The sequence below is a fragment of the Specibacter sp. NPDC078692 genome (assembly GCF_040686835.1).
Taxonomy (GTDB): domain Bacteria; phylum Actinomycetota; class Actinomycetes; order Actinomycetales; family Micrococcaceae; genus Specibacter.
In genome coordinates this window covers 224,675-247,542 of sequence record NZ_JBFBLV010000002.1, presented here as the reverse complement: position 1 = coordinate 247,542, position 22,868 = coordinate 224,675, and the positions used below count along the sequence as shown (strand labels likewise).

The 22,868-nt window shown below is 60.7% G+C and carries 17 protein-coding genes; 7 read left to right on the top strand and 10 right to left on the bottom strand.

Annotated elements, in window-relative coordinates; all coding sequences use genetic code 11:
* Positions 1-44: 44 nt before the first annotated feature.
* The gene (locus tag AB0O97_RS02565) at positions 45-740 is read left to right on the top strand and encodes a biliverdin-producing heme oxygenase (protein ID WP_363879555.1); all 696 of its coding nucleotides are present in this window, start codon (positions 45-47) and stop codon (positions 738-740) included.
* 179 nt (positions 741-919) lie between these two features.
* On the opposite strand, the gene AB0O97_RS02560 is transcribed toward AB0O97_RS02565, so the two are convergent.
* Genes AB0O97_RS02560 through AB0O97_RS02550 form a run of 3 tightly spaced genes read right to left on the bottom strand, consistent with a single transcriptional unit; the run spans position 920 to position 4,268 of the window.
* Entirely contained in the window at positions 920-1,750 is an 831-nt protein-coding gene (locus AB0O97_RS02560; protein WP_363843776.1) for a heme ABC transporter ATP-binding protein, read from the bottom strand.
* Positions 1,747-3,006 (bottom strand): iron ABC transporter permease, encoded by a 1,260-nt coding sequence (locus AB0O97_RS02555; RefSeq protein WP_363879552.1) that lies wholly within the window; start codon positions 3,004-3,006, stop codon positions 1,747-1,749. The genes AB0O97_RS02560 and AB0O97_RS02555 overlap by 4 nt, the downstream gene beginning before the upstream one ends.
* Complete coding sequence (locus tag AB0O97_RS02550) at positions 3,003-4,268, bottom strand: ABC transporter substrate-binding protein (RefSeq protein ID WP_363879549.1); 1,266 nt, start codon at positions 4,266-4,268, stop codon at positions 3,003-3,005. Before AB0O97_RS02550 ends, AB0O97_RS02555 begins: the two co-directional genes overlap by 4 nt.
* A 269-nt stretch (positions 4,269-4,537) precedes the next feature.
* On the opposite strand from AB0O97_RS02550, the gene AB0O97_RS02545 reads away from it, so the two are divergent.
* Positions 4,538-5,293, top strand: coding sequence for a hypothetical protein (locus AB0O97_RS02545; RefSeq protein WP_363879546.1), 756 nt, complete (start codon positions 4,538-4,540; stop codon positions 5,291-5,293).
* Positions 5,294-5,340: 47 nt separating this feature from the next.
* The gene (locus AB0O97_RS02540; protein ID WP_363879543.1) at positions 5,341-9,312 is read left to right on the top strand and encodes an HtaA domain-containing protein; all 3,972 of its coding nucleotides are present in this window, start codon (positions 5,341-5,343) and stop codon (positions 9,310-9,312) included.
* 132 nt (positions 9,313-9,444) lie between these two features.
* Here the strand turns inward: AB0O97_RS02540 and AB0O97_RS02535 are convergent, their stop codons facing one another.
* Positions 9,445-11,520 carry a DUF222 domain-containing protein gene (locus tag AB0O97_RS02535; RefSeq protein ID WP_363879540.1) on the bottom strand — a complete coding sequence of 692 codons (2,076 nt, stop codon included), beginning with the start codon at positions 11,518-11,520 and terminating at the stop codon, positions 9,445-9,447.
* 97 nt (positions 11,521-11,617) lie between these two features.
* Here AB0O97_RS02535 and AB0O97_RS02530 point away from each other — a divergent pair, with 97 nt between their 5' ends.
* Complete coding sequence (locus tag AB0O97_RS02530) at positions 11,618-12,118, top strand: DUF456 domain-containing protein (RefSeq protein WP_363879538.1); 501 nt, start codon at positions 11,618-11,620, stop codon at positions 12,116-12,118.
* Between the two features lie 55 nt (positions 12,119-12,173).
* Here AB0O97_RS02530 and AB0O97_RS02525 read toward each other — a convergent pair whose 3' ends face one another.
* Positions 12,174-12,632, bottom strand: coding sequence for a hypothetical protein (locus AB0O97_RS02525; RefSeq protein WP_363879535.1), 459 nt, complete (start codon positions 12,630-12,632; stop codon positions 12,174-12,176).
* Positions 12,633-12,836: 204 nt separating this feature from the next.
* On the opposite strand from AB0O97_RS02525, the gene AB0O97_RS02520 reads away from it, so the two are divergent.
* The 3 genes from AB0O97_RS02520 (at position 12,837) to AB0O97_RS02510 (ending at position 16,902) form a co-directional block, all read left to right on the top strand.
* The gene (locus AB0O97_RS02520; protein WP_363879677.1) at positions 12,837-13,271 is read left to right on the top strand and encodes an acyl-CoA thioesterase; all 435 of its coding nucleotides are present in this window, start codon (positions 12,837-12,839) and stop codon (positions 13,269-13,271) included.
* 270 nt (positions 13,272-13,541) lie between these two features.
* Positions 13,542-16,364, top strand: a complete 2,823-nt coding sequence (locus tag AB0O97_RS02515; RefSeq protein ID WP_363879674.1) for an FAD-binding and (Fe-S)-binding domain-containing protein — start codon at positions 13,542-13,544, stop codon at positions 16,362-16,364.
* Between the two features lie 112 nt (positions 16,365-16,476).
* A complete protein-coding gene (locus tag AB0O97_RS02510; RefSeq protein WP_363843748.1) occupies positions 16,477-16,902 on the top strand; it encodes a universal stress protein in 426 nt (141 codons plus the stop codon).
* Positions 16,903-17,003: 101 nt separating this feature from the next.
* On the opposite strand, the gene AB0O97_RS02505 is transcribed toward AB0O97_RS02510, so the two are convergent.
* The 5 genes from AB0O97_RS02505 to AB0O97_RS02485 form a co-directional block, all read right to left on the bottom strand.
* A complete protein-coding gene (locus tag AB0O97_RS02505) occupies positions 17,004-17,372 on the bottom strand; it encodes a Fic family protein (protein WP_363843745.1) in 369 nt (122 codons plus the stop codon).
* Complete coding sequence (locus AB0O97_RS02500; RefSeq protein ID WP_363843742.1) at positions 17,369-17,575, bottom strand: ribbon-helix-helix protein, CopG family; 207 nt, start codon at positions 17,573-17,575, stop codon at positions 17,369-17,371. Before AB0O97_RS02500 ends, AB0O97_RS02505 begins: the two co-directional genes overlap by 4 nt.
* A gap of 129 nt (positions 17,576-17,704) precedes the next feature.
* A complete protein-coding gene (locus AB0O97_RS02495; RefSeq protein ID WP_363843739.1) occupies positions 17,705-18,166 on the bottom strand; it encodes a DUF5956 family protein in 462 nt (153 codons plus the stop codon).
* Positions 18,167-18,216: 50 nt separating this feature from the next.
* The gene (locus AB0O97_RS02490) at positions 18,217-19,500 is read right to left on the bottom strand and encodes a glycosyl hydrolase (protein ID WP_363879532.1); all 1,284 of its coding nucleotides are present in this window, start codon (positions 19,498-19,500) and stop codon (positions 18,217-18,219) included.
* Positions 19,500-22,847 (bottom strand): glycoside hydrolase family 38 C-terminal domain-containing protein, encoded by a 3,348-nt coding sequence (locus AB0O97_RS02485; protein ID WP_363879529.1) that lies wholly within the window; start codon positions 22,845-22,847, stop codon positions 19,500-19,502. Before AB0O97_RS02485 ends, AB0O97_RS02490 begins: the two co-directional genes overlap by 1 nt.
* Positions 22,848-22,868 lie beyond the last annotated feature (21 nt).

Sequence of the window (22,868 nt, the reverse complement as noted above, 5' to 3'; positions counted from 1 at the left end):
CTTTGATTAGCTAAGGTTACCTTTACCTAATTACGGAGTTTGCCATGTCTGCACCCGCAGTTGAATCCGTCCTTTCCGAGACCCCTGCCGCCCTGTCGGAGGAGCTCAAGACCCACACCGCGGCGGCACACTCGGCAGCTGAGGATTCCTCCTTCGTGGCAGAGCTGATGGGTGGCACCTTGGATGCTGCGGCATTGGTCATCCTGCTGGACCAGAGCCTGGTCATTTACAGCGCCTTGGAGAATGCATTGGCAGCACATGCTGACCACCCCCAGCTGGGCGCCTTCATCGATCCCAAGCTTGCCCGCGTGGCAGCCTTGGAGGCCGATATGGCATTCCATCATGGCGCCGACTGGGAAGCTCAGCTTGCGGATGGCCGGATCGAAATTGTGCCGGCCACCCGCGCCTACGCCGATGCTCTGGAAAACTTGGGCGCCGAGTCCATCGAGTTCCTGTTGGCCCACCACTACGTGCGCTACATGGGCGATCTTTCCGGCGGTCAGATCATCCAGCGCCTCGTTCAGCGCCACTACGGCATTGCCGATGAGGGCCTGAACTTCTACACCTTCCCCGAGATCGAGAAGCCCAAGCCCTACAAGGATGGCTACCGGAACCTCATGGACACCACCGATTTCACCCGCGAGCAAAAGGACACCATCTTGGCCCATGCTGCGGATTCCTTTGAGCTCAACCGTGCTGTTTTCGTGGACCTGGGCGCTGCCCGTAAGGCCGCTGCCTGAGCACTCCTAGAGCCTAAAAACCTTTGGCCCTCTTGGGGGTTTGGCCCTCTTTGGGGAAGAACGACGGCGGCAGCTCAGTGCCGCCGGCGTTCTTCCCTAACGCCGCTGGTCGCGAGATACCGGCTGCTGGCTAATAGCTAGCTGCCCGTTCCTAGCGGCGAGTAACTAGCAGTGAGTTTCTAGCGGCGGGGCAAAACCACGGTGCGACCCGTGACGGGGTGGGCCATGACATCGATCCCGTACTGATAGACACGGCTGAGTAGTTCCTCCGTCAGTACCTCTTCCGGGGTGCCTAGGGCGGCCAGTTGACCCTGCTCTAGAACAGCCACCTTGTCGGCGTAGCCGGCGGCTAGGTTCAGATCGTGGAGTACCACCACGACGGCGCGGCCAGCCGCGGCCCTGGTCCTGGCCACTTGCAGAACCAGCTCCTGGTGCCGCAGATCGAGCGCCGCGGTGGGCTCATCGAGCATGAGCACCCCGGTGTCCTGAGCGAGTACCCGGGACAAAGCCACGCGGGCCTTTTCGCCGCCGGAAAGGTAGGAAAAACGTCGTCCGGCAAAGTGAGTCACATCCGTTGCCGCCATGGCAGCGGAGACAAGTTCGTCGTCGTGCGTGGATGCTGCGGTGTTGGACCAGGGCGCACGGCCCATCTGAACCACCTCGAGCACATTAAAGGGGAAGCTGAGTTGAACCTGCTGCAACAGCACGGCTCGACGCAGCGCCAACTCCTCCGCCCGCCAGTGCTGCAGCGGCTGGCCGGAGAGCTCAATCTGGCCACTTTTCAGCTCAATATCACCGGCCATGGCGGCCAAGAGGGTGGACTTCCCGGCGCCATTGGGGCCCACAAGGGCTAGCACCTCGCCTGCTATTACGGGCAGGGTGACATCGCTGAGCACCCTCTTGCCGCCCAGCTCCACGGACACTCCGGCGCAGGAAACGGCCGTGTCGCCCGGTGACATGGGCTCGGGAACCTCAGTTGGCGGGGCGCGAAAAACGTCGAGCAGACTCATGCCCAGCCTCCCTGTTCGTTGCGGGTCCGGCGCAGTAGCCAGAAGAAGAAAGGTCCGCCGATGAGCGCGGTCAACATGCCCAAGGGGAGGTCAGAGTAGGTGACCAGCGTGCGGGCGGCCAGATCGGCCAGCAGTACCAGTAAGGCGCCGCCCAATGCGCTGGCTGGTAAGAGTAGTTTGTGTCCCGGGCCAACCACGATCCGGAGCAGGTGCGGCACTACTAGTCCCACGAAGCTGACGATTCCGGTGAAGGCGACGCCCGCGCCCACCAGCAGGGCTACGGTGACGATCATGCCCATACGCAGGCGCTCCACGTTGACACCCAAATGCCGGGCCGAGCGTTCCCCCAGTGCCAGCAAGTCCAATTTTCCTGCCGCCAAAAAGGCCATGAAGAGGCCCGCTACCAAGAGAGGCAGCACGGAAAAGACGCTGATCCAGCCAGCACCGTTGAGGCTGCCCAGCTGCCAGAAAATCAATTGATCGCGGGCATTGGGGTCGGCGACGTAGGTGTAGAAGGCGATCATGGCGAACGTGAAAGCGTTGACCGCGATGCCTGTCAGTACCAAAGTGACCACTTCCGTGCGGCCTTTGCTGCGCGAAAGGCTGTACACCAGAAGCGTGGTGATGAGTCCGCCCGCGAACGCGAAGATGGCCACAACCCAGTTTCCGTGGGCCGCTACGCCGGTCACAATGGCGGTGCTGGCACCAACGGCCGCGCCGGAGGACACGCCCACCACAGCAGGTTCGGCCAAGGGGTTACCAAAGACGCCCTGCATGACGGTGCCCGAGCAGGCCAGTGCTGCCCCGACAATCATGGCAAGAACGACGCGCGGAAAGCGCACCGACCAGAGCGTTTCGTAACCACGTGCATGTTCCGGAAGCGGCGCGGCGCCAACGGGTGCGCGCAGACCGGTGCCAAAATAATCCAGCCAGCCCTGCAACCAGTTATTGATGCCGTGAAGAATACTACCAATGACCTCCATGGGGGCAACGTGTAGTTGACCCGTTCCGGCGGCGATGACGGCCGTAATGGCTAAGGCTACCGATAGCCCGCCCAAAATGAGACGGTCCTTGGTGGTGCGGCGGGAAGGATTGGCGGGCTTGGTGCTTTTAGTGCTTTTAGTGCTTTTGGTGCTTTTGCGACGGGCGCTCTTGGGCAGCGTGGCTGCGTTGTTCGCCGTCGCTTCAGCTGCTGTGCCGCCTGTTGCCGTGGCATCTGTCGAATCTGTGGTGCGGGATGAGGCTGTAGTGCTCATTCGGGGAGCCCATGAACAGCTTTAGCCAAAGCCTTGATGATTTGGCCTGACCGCGGGCCGAAGCTCAGGAGGGTTCCGTCGGCGACGTCAACCACGCGGTGGTTGGCCCCGGCGGGCGTCTGGCCAATACCCTGGATCTTGAAGAGCCCCTCTGGGCCACCAACGCTTTCGAGTCCGCCGGACATCAGTAGCAGCACGTCCGGGGCGGCCTTGATCAGTGCCTCCGAGGTTAGTTGGGTGAAGGGGAGCTTCAAACCAATGTCTGTTCCGACGTCGACGGCGCCGGCTGCCTTGATGATGTCATCGGCACCGGAACCGGGCCCCGCCATGAGATAGACACCGGCGGTGCCTCGGACGTACAGGAAAGCAATGCGTACCGGGTTGGCGTCTTGGGGAACCATGCTGAGCGTGGAGACCATGTCAGCGCCCACCAGTTTATTGAGTTCGACGGCCGCTTCGGGCACACCCAAGGCGCCAGCTACCGCGCTGATCTGGTGGCTGATCCCGTTCATGGTGCGGGCGGAGTCAAAGAAGATCACGGGGATACCCACAGCGCGCAGTTGTTCCTGGACTTCCACCGGACCAATGGTGGTGTCAGTCAGAACCACGCTGGGGTTCAGGGCTGTGATGGCCTCGGCGTTGAGGTCATGACCCATGGGAGTGACAAGCGTGGCGTTTGCGGCTTCGGGGAAGTCTGCAGCGCGGTCGCGACCAATGACATTGGCGCCCAGACCCAGGCCATGCACGATCTCCGTCAGTGTGCCATGTAGGTCGATGGTGACGATACGGCTGACATCGGTGACAGTGACTTCTTCATCGTCGCAGGAAATCACGGTGGTAGGCAGGGCTGGAGTTGGTGGTGTAGCCACGATCGGAAGGGTGATCCCGGAGGTATCAGCGGTGGCGGGGCCGGTGGGTTTCGTGGCTGTGGTTCCGTCGGCGGCGCTGCTTGCGGCGCCGGCAACTGCTGAAGGTTCAGCTGATGCGGTGTCCGTTGAGTTGTTTGTTGCTTGCCAGTCGGCAGGGAGGGGCAGTTTGCCTGCCGTCCCGTCGGAGCAGGCCGAAACGGGGCCGGCGGGAGTGGTTGCCGCAGTGCTATTTGAGCTCTGGGGGGAGTCTTGATCGCCAGTTCCGGGAACGGCGGGAGCGCACCCGGAGACCAACCAAGAAATGATTGCCAACGATGCTAGTGCCACCGAGGTGCTCGCCGTGGCTCGTGAGCGACGGGTGGGCGCAGCGGGCTGCTGAAAAGTCTTAGACATGGATTCCCCAGAGAGAAGCGGCAAGGGTGTAAATGTCGGCCGGGAGTACCCCGAAAACCGCCATTTTTCTTAACTAAGCCTACCCTAGGTTAGGTTATCTTTAGGTCAGTTTCTTGTTGCGTAATACGGTCCGCTGAAAAGCAGCTGCAAATATGCCGAGAAAACCAAAAAATCAGCGCGATGACGCGTTAGTTAGAGCATCCGCATGGGCCCATTGCCCTGCGTGCATGGTGATCCACCCCCGGGGTGGTCACCCAACAAGGAGGATCATGAAGGGAATCACCAGCCGCGACGCGGCAAAGGTGTCACGGCGGGGCGGGCGCACTGGCCTGATTCGCATGCTGGGTGCCGTGGTCTTGTCAGGGGGATTGGTGCTGGTTTCGGGCGCCGGTGCGCTCGCGGCGTCCAGCAGCGGTCCCACCGGCCAGTCGCTGACGGTAGACCGGGCCACTGGCCTGGCTGCTGCAGGCGACGCCGTGCAGGTCAGCGGGGCTGGCTTCGATCTGAGCAAGGGCATCTACCTCGGTGTCTGCGTCAACAATGGTCCGGGGGCGGTGGCTTCTCCGTGCCTTGGTGGTGTCGACATGACAGGTGGCAGCGGTAGCTCGCTGTGGATTTCCTCCAACCCGCCTACCTACGGCCAGGGTCTGGCACAACCGTTCGCGCAGAGCGGTGGTAAGGGCTCATTCGCTGTCACTCTCAGTGTTAGCGCCGCCGATTCATTGACCAACTGCCAGGATCCGGCAGTCGCGCCTAACGGGTGTGTCATTGCCACTCGTGCCGATCACACCCGTGGTGGCGACCGCACTGCTGACGTGATGATTCCGATCAGCTTTGGTGCTGCTGCCGTTGAAGGTGCCGGCGCGGACCAAGGTGGAGCCAATGGTTCAGCTAACGGTTCAACCAAGGATGGCCTGGCGAAAACCGGTGCCACGACAGGTGTTTACATTGCCGGTGGCGCGGTGCTGCTGGCTCTAGGCGGCGGCGCAGTGCTGATGACCGCCCGCCGTCGAGGTGGAAAATGAGCCAGCCAACCCCCATAAAAATTTCTCCCCGATCACGAAGGAAGACCATGACATCATCCCAGCGCGGACCGTGGTGGCGCCGGCCCCTGGCTGTTCTTGCCGCTCTCGCCGTGACAGGCGGTGCCGTCGTGGTGACCGCCCCCGCGGCTTCTGCTGCGCCCGCACCCGTTGTTAGTGCCGGCAGCCTCGACTGGGGTGTGAAGGCCTCCTTCCGTAGCTACCTTGGATCGCCCATTGCCAAGGGAACCACCACGCTGGGCGGCGGCGCCATGAGTAACGCTGATGGAACCTTCAAATTTCAGGCAGCAGCCGTGGATCCCGCATCGCAGATCGTCAGCTTCGCCGGATCGGTAGCTTTCTCCGGTCACGCCGGGCAGCTTGCTGTCACGATCGCTGACATCCGGCTCGACTTGGGTCGAGGGATGCTCGTGGCAGATGTGGCCAGCAAGTCCTTGGACAGTGAAGCAATGGTGACCTACGACGAAGTCGACCTCACCACTCTGGGCGCTGGCGCAACTTTCGCTGATGGTAACGCCAGCGGAAGCGCGCTGCCCACGGAATTGACGGCTGGTGGCGCTCCTGCGTTTGCCTCTTTCTACGCTGAAGGGGATCCTTTTGATCCCGTAAGTTTTGCGGTTTCCTACGTTGTTCCGGTTGAAGCTCCTGTGGTGACCGCATCACCTGTTGCGCAGACTGTGGAAACCGGAAATCAGGTGACGTTTACTGCCGATGCGAGCGGTTACGACTCTGTACAGTGGCAGGTTCTTGCCGCCGGGGCGGGTGCTTGGGCTGACATTGCTGGTGCCACAAACCCATCACTGACCATCACTGCTACGACTGCCGATACTGGTAACCAGTACCGTGCCGCGTTCATGAAGGAGGCGCTCGCTGCCTACAGTGAAGCCGCAATTCTGACGGTCACCGAACCTGTAGTGCCAGAAGTGCCTGACGTTCCTGAGGTTCCGGTGTTTACGCCTGCGTTGGAGGTGTTTGCTGCTGATGGGGTCACTGTTTTGAGTGGTCCTGTGGTTGAGGGTACGAAGATTGTTGTTCGTGGTTCTGGTTTTGATCCGGCTGCGAATGTTGTTCCTGAGGGTGCGCGTCCGCCGATTTCTGCGGGTAGCCCGGCTGGTGTGTATGTGGTGTTTGGTAAGTTCGCTGATCAGTGGCGTCCTTCCGAGGGTGCGCCGTCTTCTGCTCGTGTGGTGGGGGATCAGGCGTGGGCTATGAGTCAGGCTGCGTTGGATGCTGTTCCTGCTGCTTACCAGGGTGCGATTCGTGGTCAGTGGGTTGAGGTTTCGCCTGAGGGTGATTTCACTGCTGAGTTGACGGTGCAGAAGAAGGTTGTGAAGGAAGCTGAGGTTGAGTGGCCTGAGGCTGGCAACTTTGGTGTTTACACTTACCCTGCTGCTGGCACGGTGAATGCTGAGCAGGAACTGTACGCTCCTGTCACCGTTGGTGAGCCTGTTGTGTTTACGCCTGCGTTGGAGGTGTTTGCTGCTGATGGGGTCACTGTTTTGAGTGGTCCTGTGGTTGAGGGTACGAAGATTGTTGTTCGTGGTTCTGGTTTTGATCCGGCTGCGAATGTTGTTCCTGAGGGTGCGCGTCCGCCGATTTCTGCGGGTAGCCCGGCTGGTGTGTATGTGGTGTTTGGTAAGTTCGCTGATCAGTGGCGTCCTTCCGAGGGTGCGCCGTCTTCTGCTCGTGTGGTGGGGGATCAGGCGTGGGCTATGAGTCAGGCTGCGTTGGATGCTGTTCCTGCTGCTTACCAGGGTGCGATTCGTGGTCAGTGGGTTGAGGTTTCGCCTGAGGGTGATTTCACTGCTGAGTTGACGGTGCAGAAGAAGGTTGTGAAGGAAGCTGAGGTTGAGTGGCCTGAGGCTGGCAACTTTGGTGTTTACACTTACCCTGCTGCTGGCACGGTGAATGCTGAGCAGGAACTGTACGCTCCTGTCACCGTTGGTGAGCCTGTAGCCAAGCCCGTTCTGACCGTCGATCCGGCTACCGGCCTGAAGCACAACAGTAAAGTCATGGTCTCCGGTTCCGGTTATGCGGCCAACCGCTGGATCTATGTTGCAGAGGTGGCACAAGGGCCAGGCGGTGAAACACGCCCTGCTGACTACGAGAATGCCGTGCGCGTGCAAACTGACGCCAACGGAACATTTGGCCCCCTGGAATTCTCCGTAACTACCATTTTCAAAAATGGCGGATTCACCGCCGTTGACAACACCCTCTATGTGTCCACGTTCAACTCACCTCTGGACATCGACAACGTTGAGATTGACCGCGCGAATGATCGTTCGCAGGACGCTTTTGTGGAACTTGCATGGGCTGACGCGTCCGCACCGGTTGTCACCGATCCTGAGCCTGAAGTTCCCGCCGTCAAGCCGGAACTGACTCTCGGAGCAGCCAAGGTTGAGACAGGCAAGACCGTCACCCTCAACGGCAGTGGCTTTGCACCGGCCAGCAAACTGAGCTTTGATCTCGCCGGTGAAGCCATCGAGGTTGGAACAGCCACCCCGGCGACCGGAAGCCTGGACTGGGGCGTCAAGGAGTCGTTCCGCACCTACCTAGGCAGTTCCATTGCGAAGGGCACGATCACCACAGATGGTGGCGCCACGGTTAACGATGACGGAAGTTACCGCTTCCCCGCAGTCAGCTTCAACGCCACGAACAAGGTTGCAAGCTATTCCGGTTCGGTGTCCATGGTGGGTCATGAGGGGGCTCTTCAGGTGACCCTGAGCAACCTCCGCCTTGATGTCAAGGGCGGGAAGTTGTTGGCCGATGTCATCAGCAAATCTCTTGATGAAAAGGCTGAGCTGAAAAGCTACCCCGGCGTTGCTTTGGTAGCAGTAGACACGAAGACAGTTAGCAGCGGTGCTGATGGCATCTCCGGCAAGAACCTGCCGACAGCGTTGACGAAAGCAGGAGCTCCTGCTTTCGCCAGTTTCTACAATGAGGGCGATGCGTTTGACGCTCTCAGCTTTGAGGTGGCTGCAGCCTCGGTAGACGCTGTTGTTGATGAGGGCGGTACCTTCTCCTTGGTATGGGCTGTTCCTGCCACTCAGAAGCCCGGCAGCTACACGGTCACCGCCACGGCAACTGCCCCGGCTGCTGCAGCAACTGCCGCGGCACAGGCGTTGGCAGCGGATGATTCAACGGCTGGCGTCTCTGCTGTGCAGAGCGCCTCAGCACAGCTGACAATCACTGCCCCTGCAGTTGTTGTGGAAACGCCGGAGCCAACCGCTCCGGTCTCCAATGCTCCTGTCTTGGATGCTGACGCCAAGTGCACCAATGGTACCGTCATGGCGGGCAACTTGACATGGGGTATCAAGGAATCATTCCGCAAGTACATGACCGGCAACATTTCCCACGGCTCCATCACCTTCAACGAATTCCCCGCAACGTGGGAGACACTCTTTACCTTCACGAAGGGCACCGGCACCATCGACGCTCAGAAGCGAACCGGTGAAGTGACGTTTGATGGTGTTGTTACCTTCCAAGGGCACGATTACGGCTCGGGTTCAGTTCTGTCCGTGACCATGCAGAATCTCACTTTGGTGATGGACGGCAACAGCGGCACGTTGAAGGCAGATGTGCAGAGCCGTGCGCTGGAGTCGGCAACTGTTGGCTCCAAGCCGGGTGCAGACACCACCTACAAGGCGGTTATTTTGGCAAACTTGGATCTTTCCAAGGGTGCCTTCAATGATGCACAAACCCTGTACTCCGGTACGGCAGTCCCGGTCACACTCGCTGCAAGTGGGGTTGCTCCCTTCGCGGACTTCTATGCAGCAGGAGAAAATATGGATCCGTTGAGCTTCAGCTTGGGCTGCGCAGAAGGTGAAGTGCCCAACAACGTGGACACAGGCGCTGGAAACACGGTGGTTGCGGCTTCAAGTGCCTTGGCCAATACCGGAGCAATGGGATTGGATGCCTCTGTCATTGGAGCGCTGATGATCCTGATGCTGGGTTCCGGCGTTATTGTCAGCAACCGCTTGGTACGCCGTCGTCGGTACTAGCCGGTACTAAAAGGAAGCGGTGAGCAGCCGCAATCCTGAATGACGGCAACATTGAATAGTAGTGACTAAATATCGGGCGGCTTCTGCATCTGCAGAAGCCGCCCGATATTTAACATTGCAGTGTAGCTCTTCTCAGCAGTTGTGCTTCTTGATGTAGCTGACGAGGAGTTGTTCAAACGGGCTGTTTGAGGTGTCCGGGACCGCTGCATGTTTCGCGCGCTTTGCTGGATCTGATGGCTTCGCCGGCATCGAGGTGGATGTCGATTCGGTGGCGTGCGTAAACGTGGGCGGTGCTGGACTGGTGGCGGCGTCAACGCGCTTTTGGAGCCATGGGGGATAAGTCGGCGGACGGCTGTCCTTCCTAGGAGCGCGGTGTTTGGCTCCAGAGGGTGCGGTCCAACTAACCGTTCCATCGAGTTCCAGAACGGGAGTCCAGCCGCGTAGGCGAAGGCTGTGCCGGAGCGGATCTTGGCTGCTGCGATAGATTCCCTGCCGGTCCTTATCGTCCTTGAAATGCCTGAGTGCATGGTGGCGTTTACAGGCCGGACGCAGGTTCTCCATAATGGTCTGCCCACCGGTGCCGTAGGCCTTGAGGTGGTCCGTTTCGGTATCCATGACCGGATTGGGGCAGCCCGGGAAATAGCAACCACCGGTCAGAGCTCGCAGCACGGCCTTGTCTGAATCCCGTAATTGATATCGCTCAGGATGCAATCCCAGAGGTTCTCCGGTGATGGGGTCGGTGAGTACGCGTAGGAAGCTCCCCGCCGAGGCCATGAGCCTGCGGGCAATATCCAGTGGGACCGGTCCCGAGCAAGTGGTGGAACCAGCCATTTCTGCGGGTTCGTCGGTGATCCCCAAGGCCCCCAGCAAAGGCACGGTGACCAAGATAGTTGCCTCGGGCAGTGGTGGATCAGCTACCAATTGGTTGGACTGGAGTGCTTCAAGCTGATCCATATATTCCTGACCCGGGTGCTCGGCGATTCCATCCACCAAACCCCTGGCGTATCCAGAGCCGTCCCCTTTCCACGCCGTGGATGGGCCTCTGGCGCCTGACGAGATCCCTGCGCCTGAGCGGATTTCTGTTTCGGCTGGGGTCCTCGTGTCTGCTGGATCGGCGACACCGCCGACCGGACCGCTGCTGCCCGTTTCCGTGCTGGTCATATCGGAGTTGCCCAGATCGCTGCTGCCGGCAGCGCTGTTGTCGCTGGAGGCGGGGCTGCTGCTGGCTGCCATATTGCCGCCGGGGTTCTCCGCAGTGAAGCCGGGCAGTGTTTGTTGTCCTAGTAAGAGGGCTGCTGCGACGTCCACCCGCAACTGGGTCAGGGTTCGGTTCTCGTTCAGTCCTTTCTGTCCGTTCTGACCGTCAGGGTTGTCGCCGACGCGGGGTTGGTTCTTGATGGCGCGGGCCGTTCTAGTGCACTTGACCCAGATTCCTTCTGCCGCCACAGACGGCAGATGGAGGCTCAACCAGGACATGCCGTCCTTGCCCGGCCCCAAAGTCATGGCGCGCTGGGCATGGGCCGCCTTGGTGCGGGTACTGATGGTTTCTGGATGCGTGGCTTCCCTGGCGCGCCTAGCTTTGGGGGCAAAACTGGTGGCACTAGTTCCTGGGGCGAGACGCAATAGACGTTGTTCAAAGGCTGCGATCTGAGCGGAGGTGACGCCCGGTGTTTCCAATAGGGTTTCTACCTCATCCACGATGGTCCACGCATGCCTCGCGGAAATGACGCCCAATTGCAGCTGCTGGAACGCCAGCGGGTGGTTGTTGACCAGTTCTGTAGAGTGATGCGCCAAGGCGGCGGCAGTGCGTTCGGGAATGCACAAGGTCTGCGCCAGTTCGCTGTGAGCACTGGATTCGTAGATGCCAGCCTGCCACGAGTCCAGGAACGAGGCCTGCGCCTCAATGGAGGCCGCTCCCATGAGCTGGGCAACCAAGGCTGCCTTGCACGCTGCGACCCCATCTTCTAGTCGTTTCAGGACATTCAAGGCTGCTATAGCCGAATCATAATGTGCCCGGGCCACGCCCAGTTTTGATGGCGGTTCAGGGGAAGACAATGATGCTGGAACGGAACTCGGTAGCCCTTCAAGACGATGACTGTCAGTGCCAAAGGGTTCAATGGAAGGAAGAGTAATAGCGCTGAGGAGAGTAGCCACATCCTGTGTGGCTTCATCGCCCCGGTCTCCGGGGACAATCTCCGGATTACTCATACCTTCACATTACTCTCATCGTTATATATATGCTATAGATACCCAAAAATATATACGAACAAAATCTTGCGGTACTCAGAGATGGCAGAATTGCGGCATGGATACACAGATCGTATGGAGCATTATTTGCGGACTGGCCATTGCCGTGGGCGCAGTGGGTATTATCGTGCCGGTGCTGCCCGGCAGCATGCTCATCGCAGCGAGTCTGCTGACGTGGGCGATCGTGGTGGGTGGGCCCCTAGGTTGGATCGTATTCGGTGTGGGTCTGGTCTTCGTGGCGGCGGGAATGGCCTCGAGTGCAGTCCTGACGGGCAAGGCCATGAAGGAGCGCTCCATCCCCGGCCGTTCTGTGGTCATTGGACTGGTTCTGGGTGTGGTTGGTTTCTTCGTGGTTCCGGTGGTGGGGCTCCTGCTGGGTTTCGCCGTCGGACTTTTCCTTTCGGAATTTGCCCGCCAAAAAGAGTTCAAACCGGCCGTGTCGTCCTCCGTCGCAGCCCTGAAGGCAACGGGCTTAGGAATCTTGGCAGAGTTTGGTTTCGCCTCACTCGCCGCCGGAACGTGGGTTGCGGGCGTTCTAATTTACTTTCTGAACAGGTAGCGCTTCGTCTGAATAGATAGCGCCGCGCCCAAGAAAGAGCACCCATGAAAGGGCTCTAGGGGACGTCAAGTACCACGTTGATGGGCGACATGCGTCCGCCGCATCGCTCATTGCCGGAGATACGGGTCCAGTTCAAGGTGGCTGACTGCGCGGCCACAATGTTCCAGTTCCGGTCGTACACGCGGAAGCTGACGGACTTGGGTGGGTTCGCGGCCACGTTGAAGAGCCACGAGCCATCCTTTTGGTGGGTCAGTAGCCCCGAGCTTTCCGTGGAATTCTTGGCAAAAGTGGGGGGCGCCGGAACGCAATCCGCCCCGGCGCATGCGGTCACGGCCGTGGCCTCAACATTGCCCGTCAGGGACAGGGTGAGCTGGTTGTTCCAGTTGGGCGTGGGGCAGGATCCGGCGTCGCGGTCCAGCACAATGGCACTAATGATGAAGGCCATGCAAAAGGCGGCCACGATGGGAACCAGAACAATTTCCACGCGGCGACGGCTGAAAGGGGCGACAGGCATGGCCACATGTTACCCAACCACTCTGACTGTTTGCCGCGAATGCCCTCGTGGGGGCTTCCCACTATTATCTGATCATGCGTGCGGACACGAGCGGACGCCCATCTAGGGACTAGGCGCACGGCCAAAATTAGGAAGGTGGCACCATCTGTGAAGGAGTCTGAGGGGAAGCACGACGCCGGACGACGGCTTACGCTGCATGTTCCCATGCGCTGGGGAGACATGGATGCGTACGGGCACATCAACAATGTGGAAGTGCTGAGAATTCTGGAGGAGGCTCGGGTACACGCCTTTGGCCCGCCGGCTGGCACCGGGCTCCCTGGGGTTGAAGTAGCTCAGCCCATATTTTCCGATCTTCCAGAGAACACCCAGGCGCTCGTGGTGGAGCATCGAGTCAAATACTTGTCGCCCTTGAACTACCGCAACATTGCCGCGGTGGTGGAGGTGTGGGTGAGCGCCATAAAGGGGGCCAGCTTTACAGTTGCGTATGCCATTTTTGATCCTGTCACGGAGAAAAAGTGTGTCATTGCCGAGACCGTTTTGGCGTTCTTCCATGAGCCCAGTGGCACCTTGGTGCGTTTAGATGACGCTAAGAAGACCCAATTGGAGACACTGCAGGGCCCCAAGAACTTCAAGCCGTAGACCGTTCCCGAACCAAGCGATGCTGGCAAGCGTATGGTGGGATACTCATGGCCGTGAACGCGTGCGTCGTTACGGCCGGTGGAAATGCGGCGCGGAGACTTCAGGCGCGGCCGGTTCAAGCGCAGCATGCAAGACGGCAAAACGGAATGCAAAACGGAATATAAAGGGGCAAAGATGGCGGCGCAGACAGGCGAAGTTGTCGAGGATACATCCGGTTTGGGCGGTTTGGGCGGTTTGGGAGGAGCGCTGCTGCAGGAAGTGGGCGCAGCCATGGCCAGCCCACACCAGACCAAGACCGGAGCGCTGGACCGCCACGCCAACGCGCATGACGCTTCCCATTTCCTGCTGATCCCGCAGGCAGTCGCGGTTCCGGCCAATGCTGGCGAAGTGGCGAATCTGATGCGCATCAGTGCGGCCCGTGGACTGCCGCTCACGTTGCGATCCGGCGGTACCAGCCTCAGTGGCCAAGCCGTCAGCGATGGCCTACTAGTGGATGTGCGCAAGAATTTCCGTGGCATTGACGTGCTCGACGGCGGTGCCCGGGTCCGCGTGCAGCCGGGAGTTACGGTGCGGGACCTAAATGCGAGGCTGCTTCGATTCGGCCGTAAGTTCGGCCCGGATCCAGCCAGCGAGGCTGCGTGCACCATTGGTGGCGTCGTGGCCAATAACTCCTCGGGCATGGCCTGCGGAACCACGGATAACGCCTACCGCACTCTTGAATCGCTGACGCTCGTGCTACCCAGCGGCACGGTCATCGATACCGGTGCGCCGGATGCTTCTGCCAGCCTGCGCGAGCTCGAGCCAGAGCTCTTCAAGGGGCTAGGTGAGCTTGCCCAGAGGGTCCGCAGCAACCCGGCCTCGCGCGCCACCATTGAACGCCAATTCGCCATGAAAAACACCATGGGTTATGGGCTCAATTCACTCCTGGACTTCGATGATCCCGTAGACATCCTGGCGCACCTGGTGATCGGCAGCGAAGGCACGCTGGGTTTCGTAGCCGAAGCCGTTTTCCGCACCGTTCCGCGCCTTGCCCATGCCACTTCAGGGCTGCTGGTGTTCAAGAATCTTGAAGCGGCCAACACCGCCTTACCTGCACTAGTGGATAGTGGTGCCGCAACAGTAGAGCTAATGGACGCGCTATCGTTGAAGGTTGGCCAGGGTCTGACACAGGTTCCCGCCGTGGTGCGCGATCTGGCCGTAGATCAGCACGCCGCGCTGCTGGTGGAATACCAAAGCGGCAGCATTGCTGAACTCGCGGATCTCAATGCCAACGCCATGACCCTCGCCGGATCGCTGGGGCTGGATGAACCGGCCGAGTTCAGCCAGAACGCCAAAGTTCGGGCCGAACTGTGGCACCTGCGCAAGGGTCTATACACCTCGGTGGCTGGCGCGCGTCCACAAGGGACCACTGCACTCTTGGAAGACGTGGTGGTGCCAGTCCCCGCGCTGGCCCGCACTTGCCTCGAGCTGAACACTCTTTTTAATAAGTACAGTTATGCTAATTCCGTTATCTTTGGGCACGCCAAGGATGGCAATATTCACTTCATGTTGACGGATAAATTCGCCAGCAAGGATGAGCTTGACCGCTACTCCGCGTTCACTGAAGACATGGTGGACGTGGTGCTCGGCGAGGGTGGCTCACTCAAGGCCGAACACGGCACAGGCCGCGTGATGGCACCGTTTGTGCGCCGTCAATACGGCGATGAGCTGTATGCGGTGATGCGCCGAATCAAGGAATTATTCGACCCGGCCGGCATGTTGAACCCTGGCGTCATTCTCGATCAAGACCCAAAAGCACACCTGCGCCATATAAAAGCTGCGCCACCCGAGGTGGATCCCGAAGTGGACCGCTGTGTCTCGTGTGGCTACTGCGAGCCAGTGTGCCCCAGCAAGAACCTGACGCTGACCCCGCGCCAACGCATTGTCACGCTGCGAGACATGGAAACGGCCCGCCGCGCAGGTAATACGGAGCTGGCCGACGCCCTCGCCAAGGACTATGAGTACTCGGGCGTGGACACCTGCGCCGTTGATGGCATGTGCCAAACCGCGTGCCCAGTGGACATCAACACCGGCACGCTGGTCAAACACCTGCGCACCAAGAACGCAGGAAAGGTGGAAAGTGCCGTGTGGGGTACGGCCGCCAAGCACTGGGGCGCCGTCACTCAAGGGGCCGGGCTGGCGCTGGGCGTCGCCGCGAAGGTGCCAGCCGTCGCAGTGCTGCCCGTCAATAGGCTGGGACGTAAGATCCTCGGCGAGGACACGCTGCCCCTCTACTCGTCCGATCTTCCCACCGGAGGTAAGGCACGACGCCGACCCGCACCCGCCGGCGTTCCGACGGCTGTGTATTTTCCCGCCTGTGTTAACGTCATGTTCGGGCCGGCAGGGGAGGGCTCGGACGGTGTGCAGCTGAGTTTTGAGCAGTTGTGCGCTGCCGCCGGAGTTCACTTGCTGGTTCCGGAGGGCATTTCGGAGGCTTGTTGCGGGACACCGTGGTCTTCAAAGGGCATGGCCGCTGGATTGGCGGAGATGCACGCCAAGACGCTGACATTGCTGCGGGAGGCCACGCTTGAGGGTGACTTGGATGTCATCTGTGATGCTTCCAGTTGCACGGAGGGACTGTTGCACGCCATTGAAAGTGAAGTGCTGACGCCGGGACAGAAGCCGTTGCGCGTGGTGGATGCCGTGGCGTTTACAGCCGAGAAGCTGCTGCCATTGTTGCAGGAAAGCAGTCAGGGCGGGGAGTGGGAGCGTGTGGAATCCCTGGCGCTGCACCCCACCTGTTCATCGGCGCGCATGGGCCTCAATCCCGCGCTAGTTCAGGTGGCAGAAGCTGTGGCGGAATCGGTGCAGGTGCCCGATAACTGGGGTTGCTGCGGATTCGCCGGCGACCGCGGCATGCTGCACCCGGAACTCACGGAATCGGCCACGGCGGCGCAGGCTGCGGATGTAGTGGCGATGGACGCCGTCGCACATGCATCGTGTAACAGGACGTGTGAGTTGGGGATGACCCGGGCTACGGGGGAGGACTATCGGCATGTTTTGGAGCTGCTGGCCGATGCCGTTTTGGGCAAAGTTCCCGTAACAGGGGCGTAAGTTCGCCCACTTTTAGGCCTATTTATGCAGTTTTATGGCTAAAGTAGGGTTCAAGATTGGCGCCAGCGCGCAAGGTGCTGGTGTTTGGGTAACAACCATAAGGATGAAACAAATGGCTGGAATCATCATTGTCGGCGTCGACGGCAACGCAACGTCTATGAAGGCTGCACGCGTTGCTGCCGAGTTGGCCAAGGCTACGGGTCGCACCCTGCGCGTCGTCACCGCCTTCGGTGAAGACAAGACCGAAAAGGTTGCCATCGGAAACGACGAATGGTTCCTCTCCACGGCAGATGAGGCTGAGCGCGTTGCCCAGCGCGTTGCCGAAGAGCTGAAGATCTCCGGTGTGAAGACCGAATACTCCTCTGCTCTGGGCAAGCCGGCCGACGTTCTGCTGGAAGAAGCTGCCAAGCTCGAAGCTGAACTGATCGTTGTCGGTAACGTCCGCATGCAGGGCCTGGCCCGCGTCCTGGGCTCGGTTGCCAACGCCGTTTCACACAACGCTCCTTGCGATGTGTACATCGTCAAGACCGACAGCTAATTATTTTCTGTTCACAAAACCCCCGCAGCGCTTGATGCTGCGGGGTTTTGTGGTTAAAGCTGGGTGTTGTGGGTGGCGAGGCAGGACGGAGTGGGGCCGGGTTACCTGGCAACCATGTGAACGGAAACCAGCGCCGCGCTCTGTTTCAGAATAATTTCGCCTGAGGCGACGCCCAGGACCAAATCAAAGCCCTGATCCGCGGTGAAGTCGTGCTTATATCCGTTGATCCACAGCATCAACACCATCAGCGTCCAAGCGGTCCGTTTGTTGCCATCAATCAAGGGATGGAACCGTGCCACTGATTCCAGCACAGCTGCTGCCTTCATGGGCAACAACGGATAAACGTCTGCGCCCAAGACCGTGGTGGCCGGTCGGGCCAAGGCTGACGCCAACAATCCGATGTCTCGGACATGGAATCCCAAACGGTCAACTACTCGTAGTGCATCCTCGATCTCCAGGTAGGAAGTCAAGCATCCTCAAGACGCTTGAGCAGCTCTGCATCGTGGTTCATAACGAAGTCCAGGCCCGCCTCGATGTCCCGCTGGCGGCCATGGCGCTGCAGTATCAACTCGGCACCTTGGAGGAGCAGGGCGGACTTTGAGGTGTGCTGATCGGCTGCCAACTGTTCCAAGCGGCGGTCAAGGTCTTCAGGAACGCGCAGATTCATAGCCATATCCATATGGTACCAAATTAGTACCATTTGGTAGTCAGAGAGCACCAAATGGTGTCCATAGGATCCAAGAGGAAACTCCAGCGAGAACTCCGGTGACAAGCTACTTTGCTAGCGCTGTCGGTCTCAGTGCTATGCAGCGGCATAGAAACCGGTGACGATCCGCTCTACGTGAGGGCGGAGCTGGGCCGGTGATTGCTGGTCTTGTTGGGCCCCGAGCACGAGCGTTCCTATCGCGTGAACTACCGAAGAGCCCCGTTGGTCTTGAGTCTGGCTTTTACGTTGTCGCCAGCCAGACGGGACGCGCAGGTACCAGTCAAAGCCGCTTGGACGGGAGGGAATCCCAGCCGCTTGGAGGTATTCATTGATGTCATCCTCAACGTAGCGGCGATCAGCCGGTGTGAACGGGACCAAGGAAGTAGTCTCCACGCCGTCACTGATGTGCGTCACCCGGACGGTCCTGCCAACGTCCGACTGCTCGGTTTTGCGGACATTGTCCGGCCCGGCAGCCCAGGCCATCATGGCAAACCAACCATTGTCACCGAGCAGCTCCCAATCACCGTCGGCTGCCTTGAATACAACCTCATTCCACATGGCTATCCCATTCTCATTGGCTGTGTCTTCTAACCGACCACTAATCGACCCTAATTGACCACATCGGTGATGCCGCGGGCGGCGAGGTAATCGGCGTCGGACGTCTTGGACGCACGCACCAGGGCAGGCTTGGTGCCCGAGGCGGCCCGCGCCAACCACGATGTGAACAGCTCACCGGAGGGGTCTGCCACCGAGCGGCCCATGCCCGTGGCCTCATCTCCCGGGTCAAAGGACAGTGCCGTGCTGCGTTGGAGCGGGGCCGTGGGGCTGGCCTTCTCGGCGGCAATCATCTCCGCCAAACGCAGGCCAGCGGGCTTGGGGCGGCGCTCGGAATCCAGCAGTCCTAGGGTGTATTCCAGCTCGGGGAAGTCCGCCAATTTGCGGCTGACATCGTGCGAGCACCACCACGTGACGCCCCACAAATTTGGGGTGTCCAATACGGGGCGCAGGCTTTGCTCCAGGAAGTCAGCCGCGCCGTCGAACGGAACGGCCGGGTGCGGAGCGCCAATCTCCTGCAACCAAATGGGCCGGGCGGGATCATCCGAGTAGGCGTCGGCCAGCTGGACCAAATAGTCGGCAAAGAGGGTGCGGGCCGGGTGGCCTTCGGGGAACAAGTGCGCCACGGCAACAAATACCCACGAGTGCACCGTTGTGGCATCGCCCAGACTCGTGGCGTGTCCTGGCGTGACGGGGCAACTGTCCACAAACCAGGCGTTGTCATCAAAGCTGTGCTGGTGCATCCCTGTGGGCCAGGCCTTCCGGGCGGCGGCCAAAAGGGTGTTGAACCATTCGCCCATTTCCGCCGGGGTGGTCAGCTGCTGATCTGGATGCCGCTCCACCGCAAACTGGTTCGTCTCGTTGCCCAGCGTCATGCCCAGCACGTTGGGACGGGACGTGACCTCAGTGGCCAACGCCCTGATGAGTTGAACCTCCGCCTCCACCACCTGCGGGTCCGTATAAATATTCCGCCGGTGCCAGCTGGTCACCCACGAGGGTAAGAAGTCATAGCTGGAAAGGTGCCCCTGCAACCCGTCCACGGAAACATCCAAAGCAAACTCGGCAGCAGCATCCACCACCTTGCCCACATCGGCAATGCCCGCCGGGCGGATGAGTGAGCGGTTGGGCTGCAGTAAGGGCCACAGTGGAAAAATCCGCACATGGTCCAAACCTAGCGCCGCGATTGACTCAAAATCAGCCCGCACGGCGTCAACATCAAGGTCCTGCCACGAGTGGAACCATCCCTCACTCGGTGTGTAGTTCACGCCCCAGCGCAACGGATTCCTTCGTGGCGGGGTGGTGTTACCCGACGCGGAAGGAACTGGGTCAGGGAACATCACTTGCTGCCTTTCGCCAGGCGCAAAGTCAGGATTTGGAAGGGGCGCAGTTTCAGCGCCATGGTCGGATTGCCGGTGGCGTCCACGGCACCCACGGTGAGGGATTCGGCGTCGTACGGCTGCTCGAGAAGGTTGTTCTCCACAACCGCAGCCACAGGGAACGAGGCCGTGAGGGTCACCTTTGCCCGCGCCCCCAACGGTTCGTACAGGCGGACGATCACGTCGCCGCTGCGGTCATCGGCCAGCTTCACGGCCTCAATGATGGCGCCCTGCGAATCGGTGCTGAGTAGGGGCTCGACGGCGGCACCAGGAACATCGGCCGGCACACCGCGCCACGGCAGGTTCAGCGCATACCCGGCGGCGACGGCATCCGCCACCTCCGCGCCCACCACCAGGCCATATGTGAAGGAATGGTGGCCCTGATCCGTGGTGGGATCGGGGAAACGCGGCCCGCGCAGCAGTGACAGCCGCACGGTAGTGAAGCTGGAACCGTTGGCCCCGGGGTGGCGGGAAACGTCGTGTCCGTACGTGGAATCGTTGATGACGGCGGCACCAAAACCGGGCTCGCCCACATGGACCCAACGATGTGCGCACACTTCAAAACGCGCGTTGTCCCACGAGGTGTTCTCATGCGTGGCGCGCTGGATGTGTCCGTACTGCGTCTCGAAGCGGGCGTGATCCGCATGCACATCGAGCGGGAACGCAGCCTTCAACAGCGTCTCCTGCTCGCGCCAGTCCACCTCATTGTGCACAGTGATGATCTTGGAATCTGGGGAAATCCGGACGCGCTGGGTGATGTGCGACTTCCGGAAACTGCGCTTGATGGTCACCTCGACCAGGCCGTTCTGTGTTTCCACGTCCATCGAATCCAGCTCGCGGAGGTCGGTGACGGTGTTCTTGTAGAACTCGTCAATGTCCCAGGCGTCCCACATATTGGGGAAGTCGGCGTGCAGCTGCAGCAGGTTGGCACCCTGTCCGGCCGGCACCAGCTCGCGGTCCGCGGCTACGTCCATGATGGAGGAAATGACGCCGTCGGATCCGAAACGCACGGTGATGAGCCCGTTATGCACGACTATTTCGCCGCTGTCGACGTCACTTCCGTCCCGCTCCACCGTCACTTCCGCTGTGTCCGGCGCCGGGACGCCCGCGCTGAGCGGGGCGATGCCGCGGCGCGGGTACGGGGAGGCGTTGAAGTGTGTGGTGTTGGCGAAGTCTTGCTCCGACCCAGGATCAAACGGGTCGACCCATGGCGTCAACGCGAGCAATGCCGGGCTGATGATCTCTTCGAGGTCGGCGGCAATCCGGGCGTAGCTTTCCGCAGCCTCGCGGTGCACCCAGGCGATGGAGGAACCGGGCAGGATGTCGTGGAACTGGTTCAGGAGGACCAGCTTCCAGATCCGGTCGAGCTCCTCGTACGGGTACTCGATGAGCCCGCGCGTGGCGGCCGTGGCACTCCACAGCTCCGCCTCGCGCAGCAGGTGTTCGCTGCTGCGGTTGCCCTGCTTGGTCAGTGCCTGCGAGGTGTAGGTGCCGCGGTGCAACTCAAGGTAGAGCTCGCCTTTCCAAACAGGCGCGTTGGGATACTCGGCCTCGGCGGCTGTGAAAAACTGCGCCGGGCTCTGAATCGTGACCTGCGGGGAGCCTTCCAAATCGCGGGTGCGCTTGGCCCGGGCCAGCATCTCGCGCGTGGGTCCGCCGCCGCCGTCGCCCCATCCAAAGGGGATCAGTGAATTCTTGGCCGCACCCTTGTCGCGGAAATTGCTGACCGTGTGGGCCAGCTCGGCACCGGAGAGCTGGGAGTTGTAGGTGTCGGCGGGCGGGAAGTGTGTGAAGACGCGGGTGCCGTCGATCCCCTCCCAGTTAAAGGTGTGGTGCGGGAACTTGTTGACGGTATTCCAGGAGATTTTCTGCGTCAGGAACCATTTGGCACCGGCCTGCTTGACGATCTGCGGCAGGGCGGCGGAGTAGCCAAAGGAGTCGGGTAGCCAGACTTCTTTGCATTCGATTCCGAAGTTTTCGCGGAAGAAGCGCTGCCCGTACGTGAACTGGCGGGCCATGGCTTCCGAGCCCACCATATTGGTGTCGGACTCCACCCACATGCCGCCCACAGGAATGAAGCGCCCCTCCGCCACGGCTGCCTCGACCTTGGTGAACACCTCGGGACGGTGCTCCTTGAGCCACTCGTATTGCTGAGCGGACGACATGGCGAACTGGAACTCGGGGAATTCGTCCAGCAAATTCACCACATTGGAGGTAGTTCGGGCCACCTTGCGCACCGTTTCACGCACGGGCCAGAGCCATGCGGAATCAATATGCGCGTGCCCAATCGCCGTGATTTGGTGGGCGCTGGCGTTGGCAGGCTGGGCCAAAACCTCAGCTAGGAGGGCGCGGGCTGCCCCGGCTGTGCCCACAATGTCTGAAAGTACGACGGCGTCCAGCGCGCGTTCCAGCGCGTACAAGATGTCCCAGCGGCGTGGATTCCCTAGGTCCAGCTCGGCTTGTAGCTGGTCCAGCACCTCAAAGTCCTGGACGAGTTCCCACACCTCGGTGTTGAAAATATTGATGTCGGCCCGGGCCATGGTGTAGCGCGGGGCAGCCCCGGCCGTGAACTTTTCGCCCAGCTGCGTGGGGATGAAGGGGTTGTCGGTGAAGACGAACGGGTTAGCGGCGGCCTCCACATACAAGTCAATGGTCTCCCCGCCCTGCGCCGTGCTGCCCTGCGTGGTGTGATGCCGCGCGGTGGTGCTGCCCTGCGCCGCGTCACCCAGGACATCTGCTGATACGGGAATCCAGGTATTGAGCGGATTCAAGGCCTTCACGGTCTGCCCGTCGGGCCGGTACACCAAGCCCTCGGCCTGGAAGCCAGGCCAGGATTGGCTGAAGCCCAGATCTACTACCAGCTCAACTTTGTGCCCACGAGCCTTCGGCGGAACAGTGCCGGTGATGTGAATCCAGCTGGTTCCCCAGGCAGGTCCCCACTGCTGACCCACGAAGAAGGGCTGGTAATCCGGCGCGGTGCTAGCCGAGAGCGGGTCCCCATCGCTGGCGAGACCTGGGCTCAGCCCAGTGTCGGTGAGGGGGGAACCTGCCGGTGTGCCGGCGTCGTCCGCGGTTGTGACAGGAGAGGCCGAGACAGGAGAGGTAGTCGCAGGAGCCGGTGCTACGGGAGAGCCTGCTCCACGCGGCAGACCAAGCGCCACGGCGGGGTCAACGGGCTCGCCCTGCCCGCCTTCCACATGCCACGCCGTCAGCTCCAGAGGCGCAACGGGGGTGTGAACGGCGGGGATGATCCGTTCCACCAAAACTCGTTTGAGACGGTTCTGAATCAGGCCGTGTTTGTCATGCATGTGCGTGGACCTTCCAATGGC

Coding starts and splice junctions, on each gene's coding strand:
- AB0O97_RS02565 (WP_363879555.1), top strand. CDS start 45: ATGTCTGCACCCGCAGTTGAATCCGTCCTTTCCGAGACCCCTGCCGCC.
- AB0O97_RS02560 (WP_363843776.1), bottom strand. CDS start 1,750: ATGAGTCTGCTCGACGTTTTTCGCGCCCCGCCAACTGAGGTTCCCGAG.
- AB0O97_RS02555 (WP_363879552.1), bottom strand. CDS start 3,006: ATGAGCACTACAGCCTCATCCCGCACCACAGATTCGACAGATGCCACG.
- AB0O97_RS02550 (WP_363879549.1), bottom strand. CDS start 4,268: ATGTCTAAGACTTTTCAGCAGCCCGCTGCGCCCACCCGTCGCTCACGA.
- AB0O97_RS02545 (WP_363879546.1), top strand. CDS start 4,538: ATGAAGGGAATCACCAGCCGCGACGCGGCAAAGGTGTCACGGCGGGGC.
- AB0O97_RS02540 (WP_363879543.1), top strand. CDS start 5,341: ATGACATCATCCCAGCGCGGACCGTGGTGGCGCCGGCCCCTGGCTGTT.
- AB0O97_RS02535 (WP_363879540.1), bottom strand. CDS start 11,520: ATGAGTAATCCGGAGATTGTCCCCGGAGACCGGGGCGATGAAGCCACA.
- AB0O97_RS02530 (WP_363879538.1), top strand. CDS start 11,618: ATGGATACACAGATCGTATGGAGCATTATTTGCGGACTGGCCATTGCC.
- AB0O97_RS02525 (WP_363879535.1), bottom strand. CDS start 12,632: ATGCCTGTCGCCCCTTTCAGCCGTCGCCGCGTGGAAATTGTTCTGGTT.
- AB0O97_RS02520 (WP_363879677.1), top strand. CDS start 12,837: ATGCGCTGGGGAGACATGGATGCGTACGGGCACATCAACAATGTGGAA.
- AB0O97_RS02515 (WP_363879674.1), top strand. CDS start 13,542: ATGGCCAGCCCACACCAGACCAAGACCGGAGCGCTGGACCGCCACGCC.
- AB0O97_RS02510 (WP_363843748.1), top strand. CDS start 16,477: ATGGCTGGAATCATCATTGTCGGCGTCGACGGCAACGCAACGTCTATG.
- AB0O97_RS02500 (WP_363843742.1), bottom strand. CDS start 17,575: ATGGCTATGAATCTGCGCGTTCCTGAAGACCTTGACCGCCGCTTGGAA.
- AB0O97_RS02495 (WP_363843739.1), bottom strand. CDS start 18,166: ATGTGGAATGAGGTTGTATTCAAGGCAGCCGACGGTGATTGGGAGCTG.
- AB0O97_RS02490 (WP_363879532.1), bottom strand. CDS start 19,500: ATGTTCCCTGACCCAGTTCCTTCCGCGTCGGGTAACACCACCCCGCCA.
- AB0O97_RS02485 (WP_363879529.1), bottom strand. CDS start 22,847: ATGCATGACAAACACGGCCTGATTCAGAACCGTCTCAAACGAGTTTTG.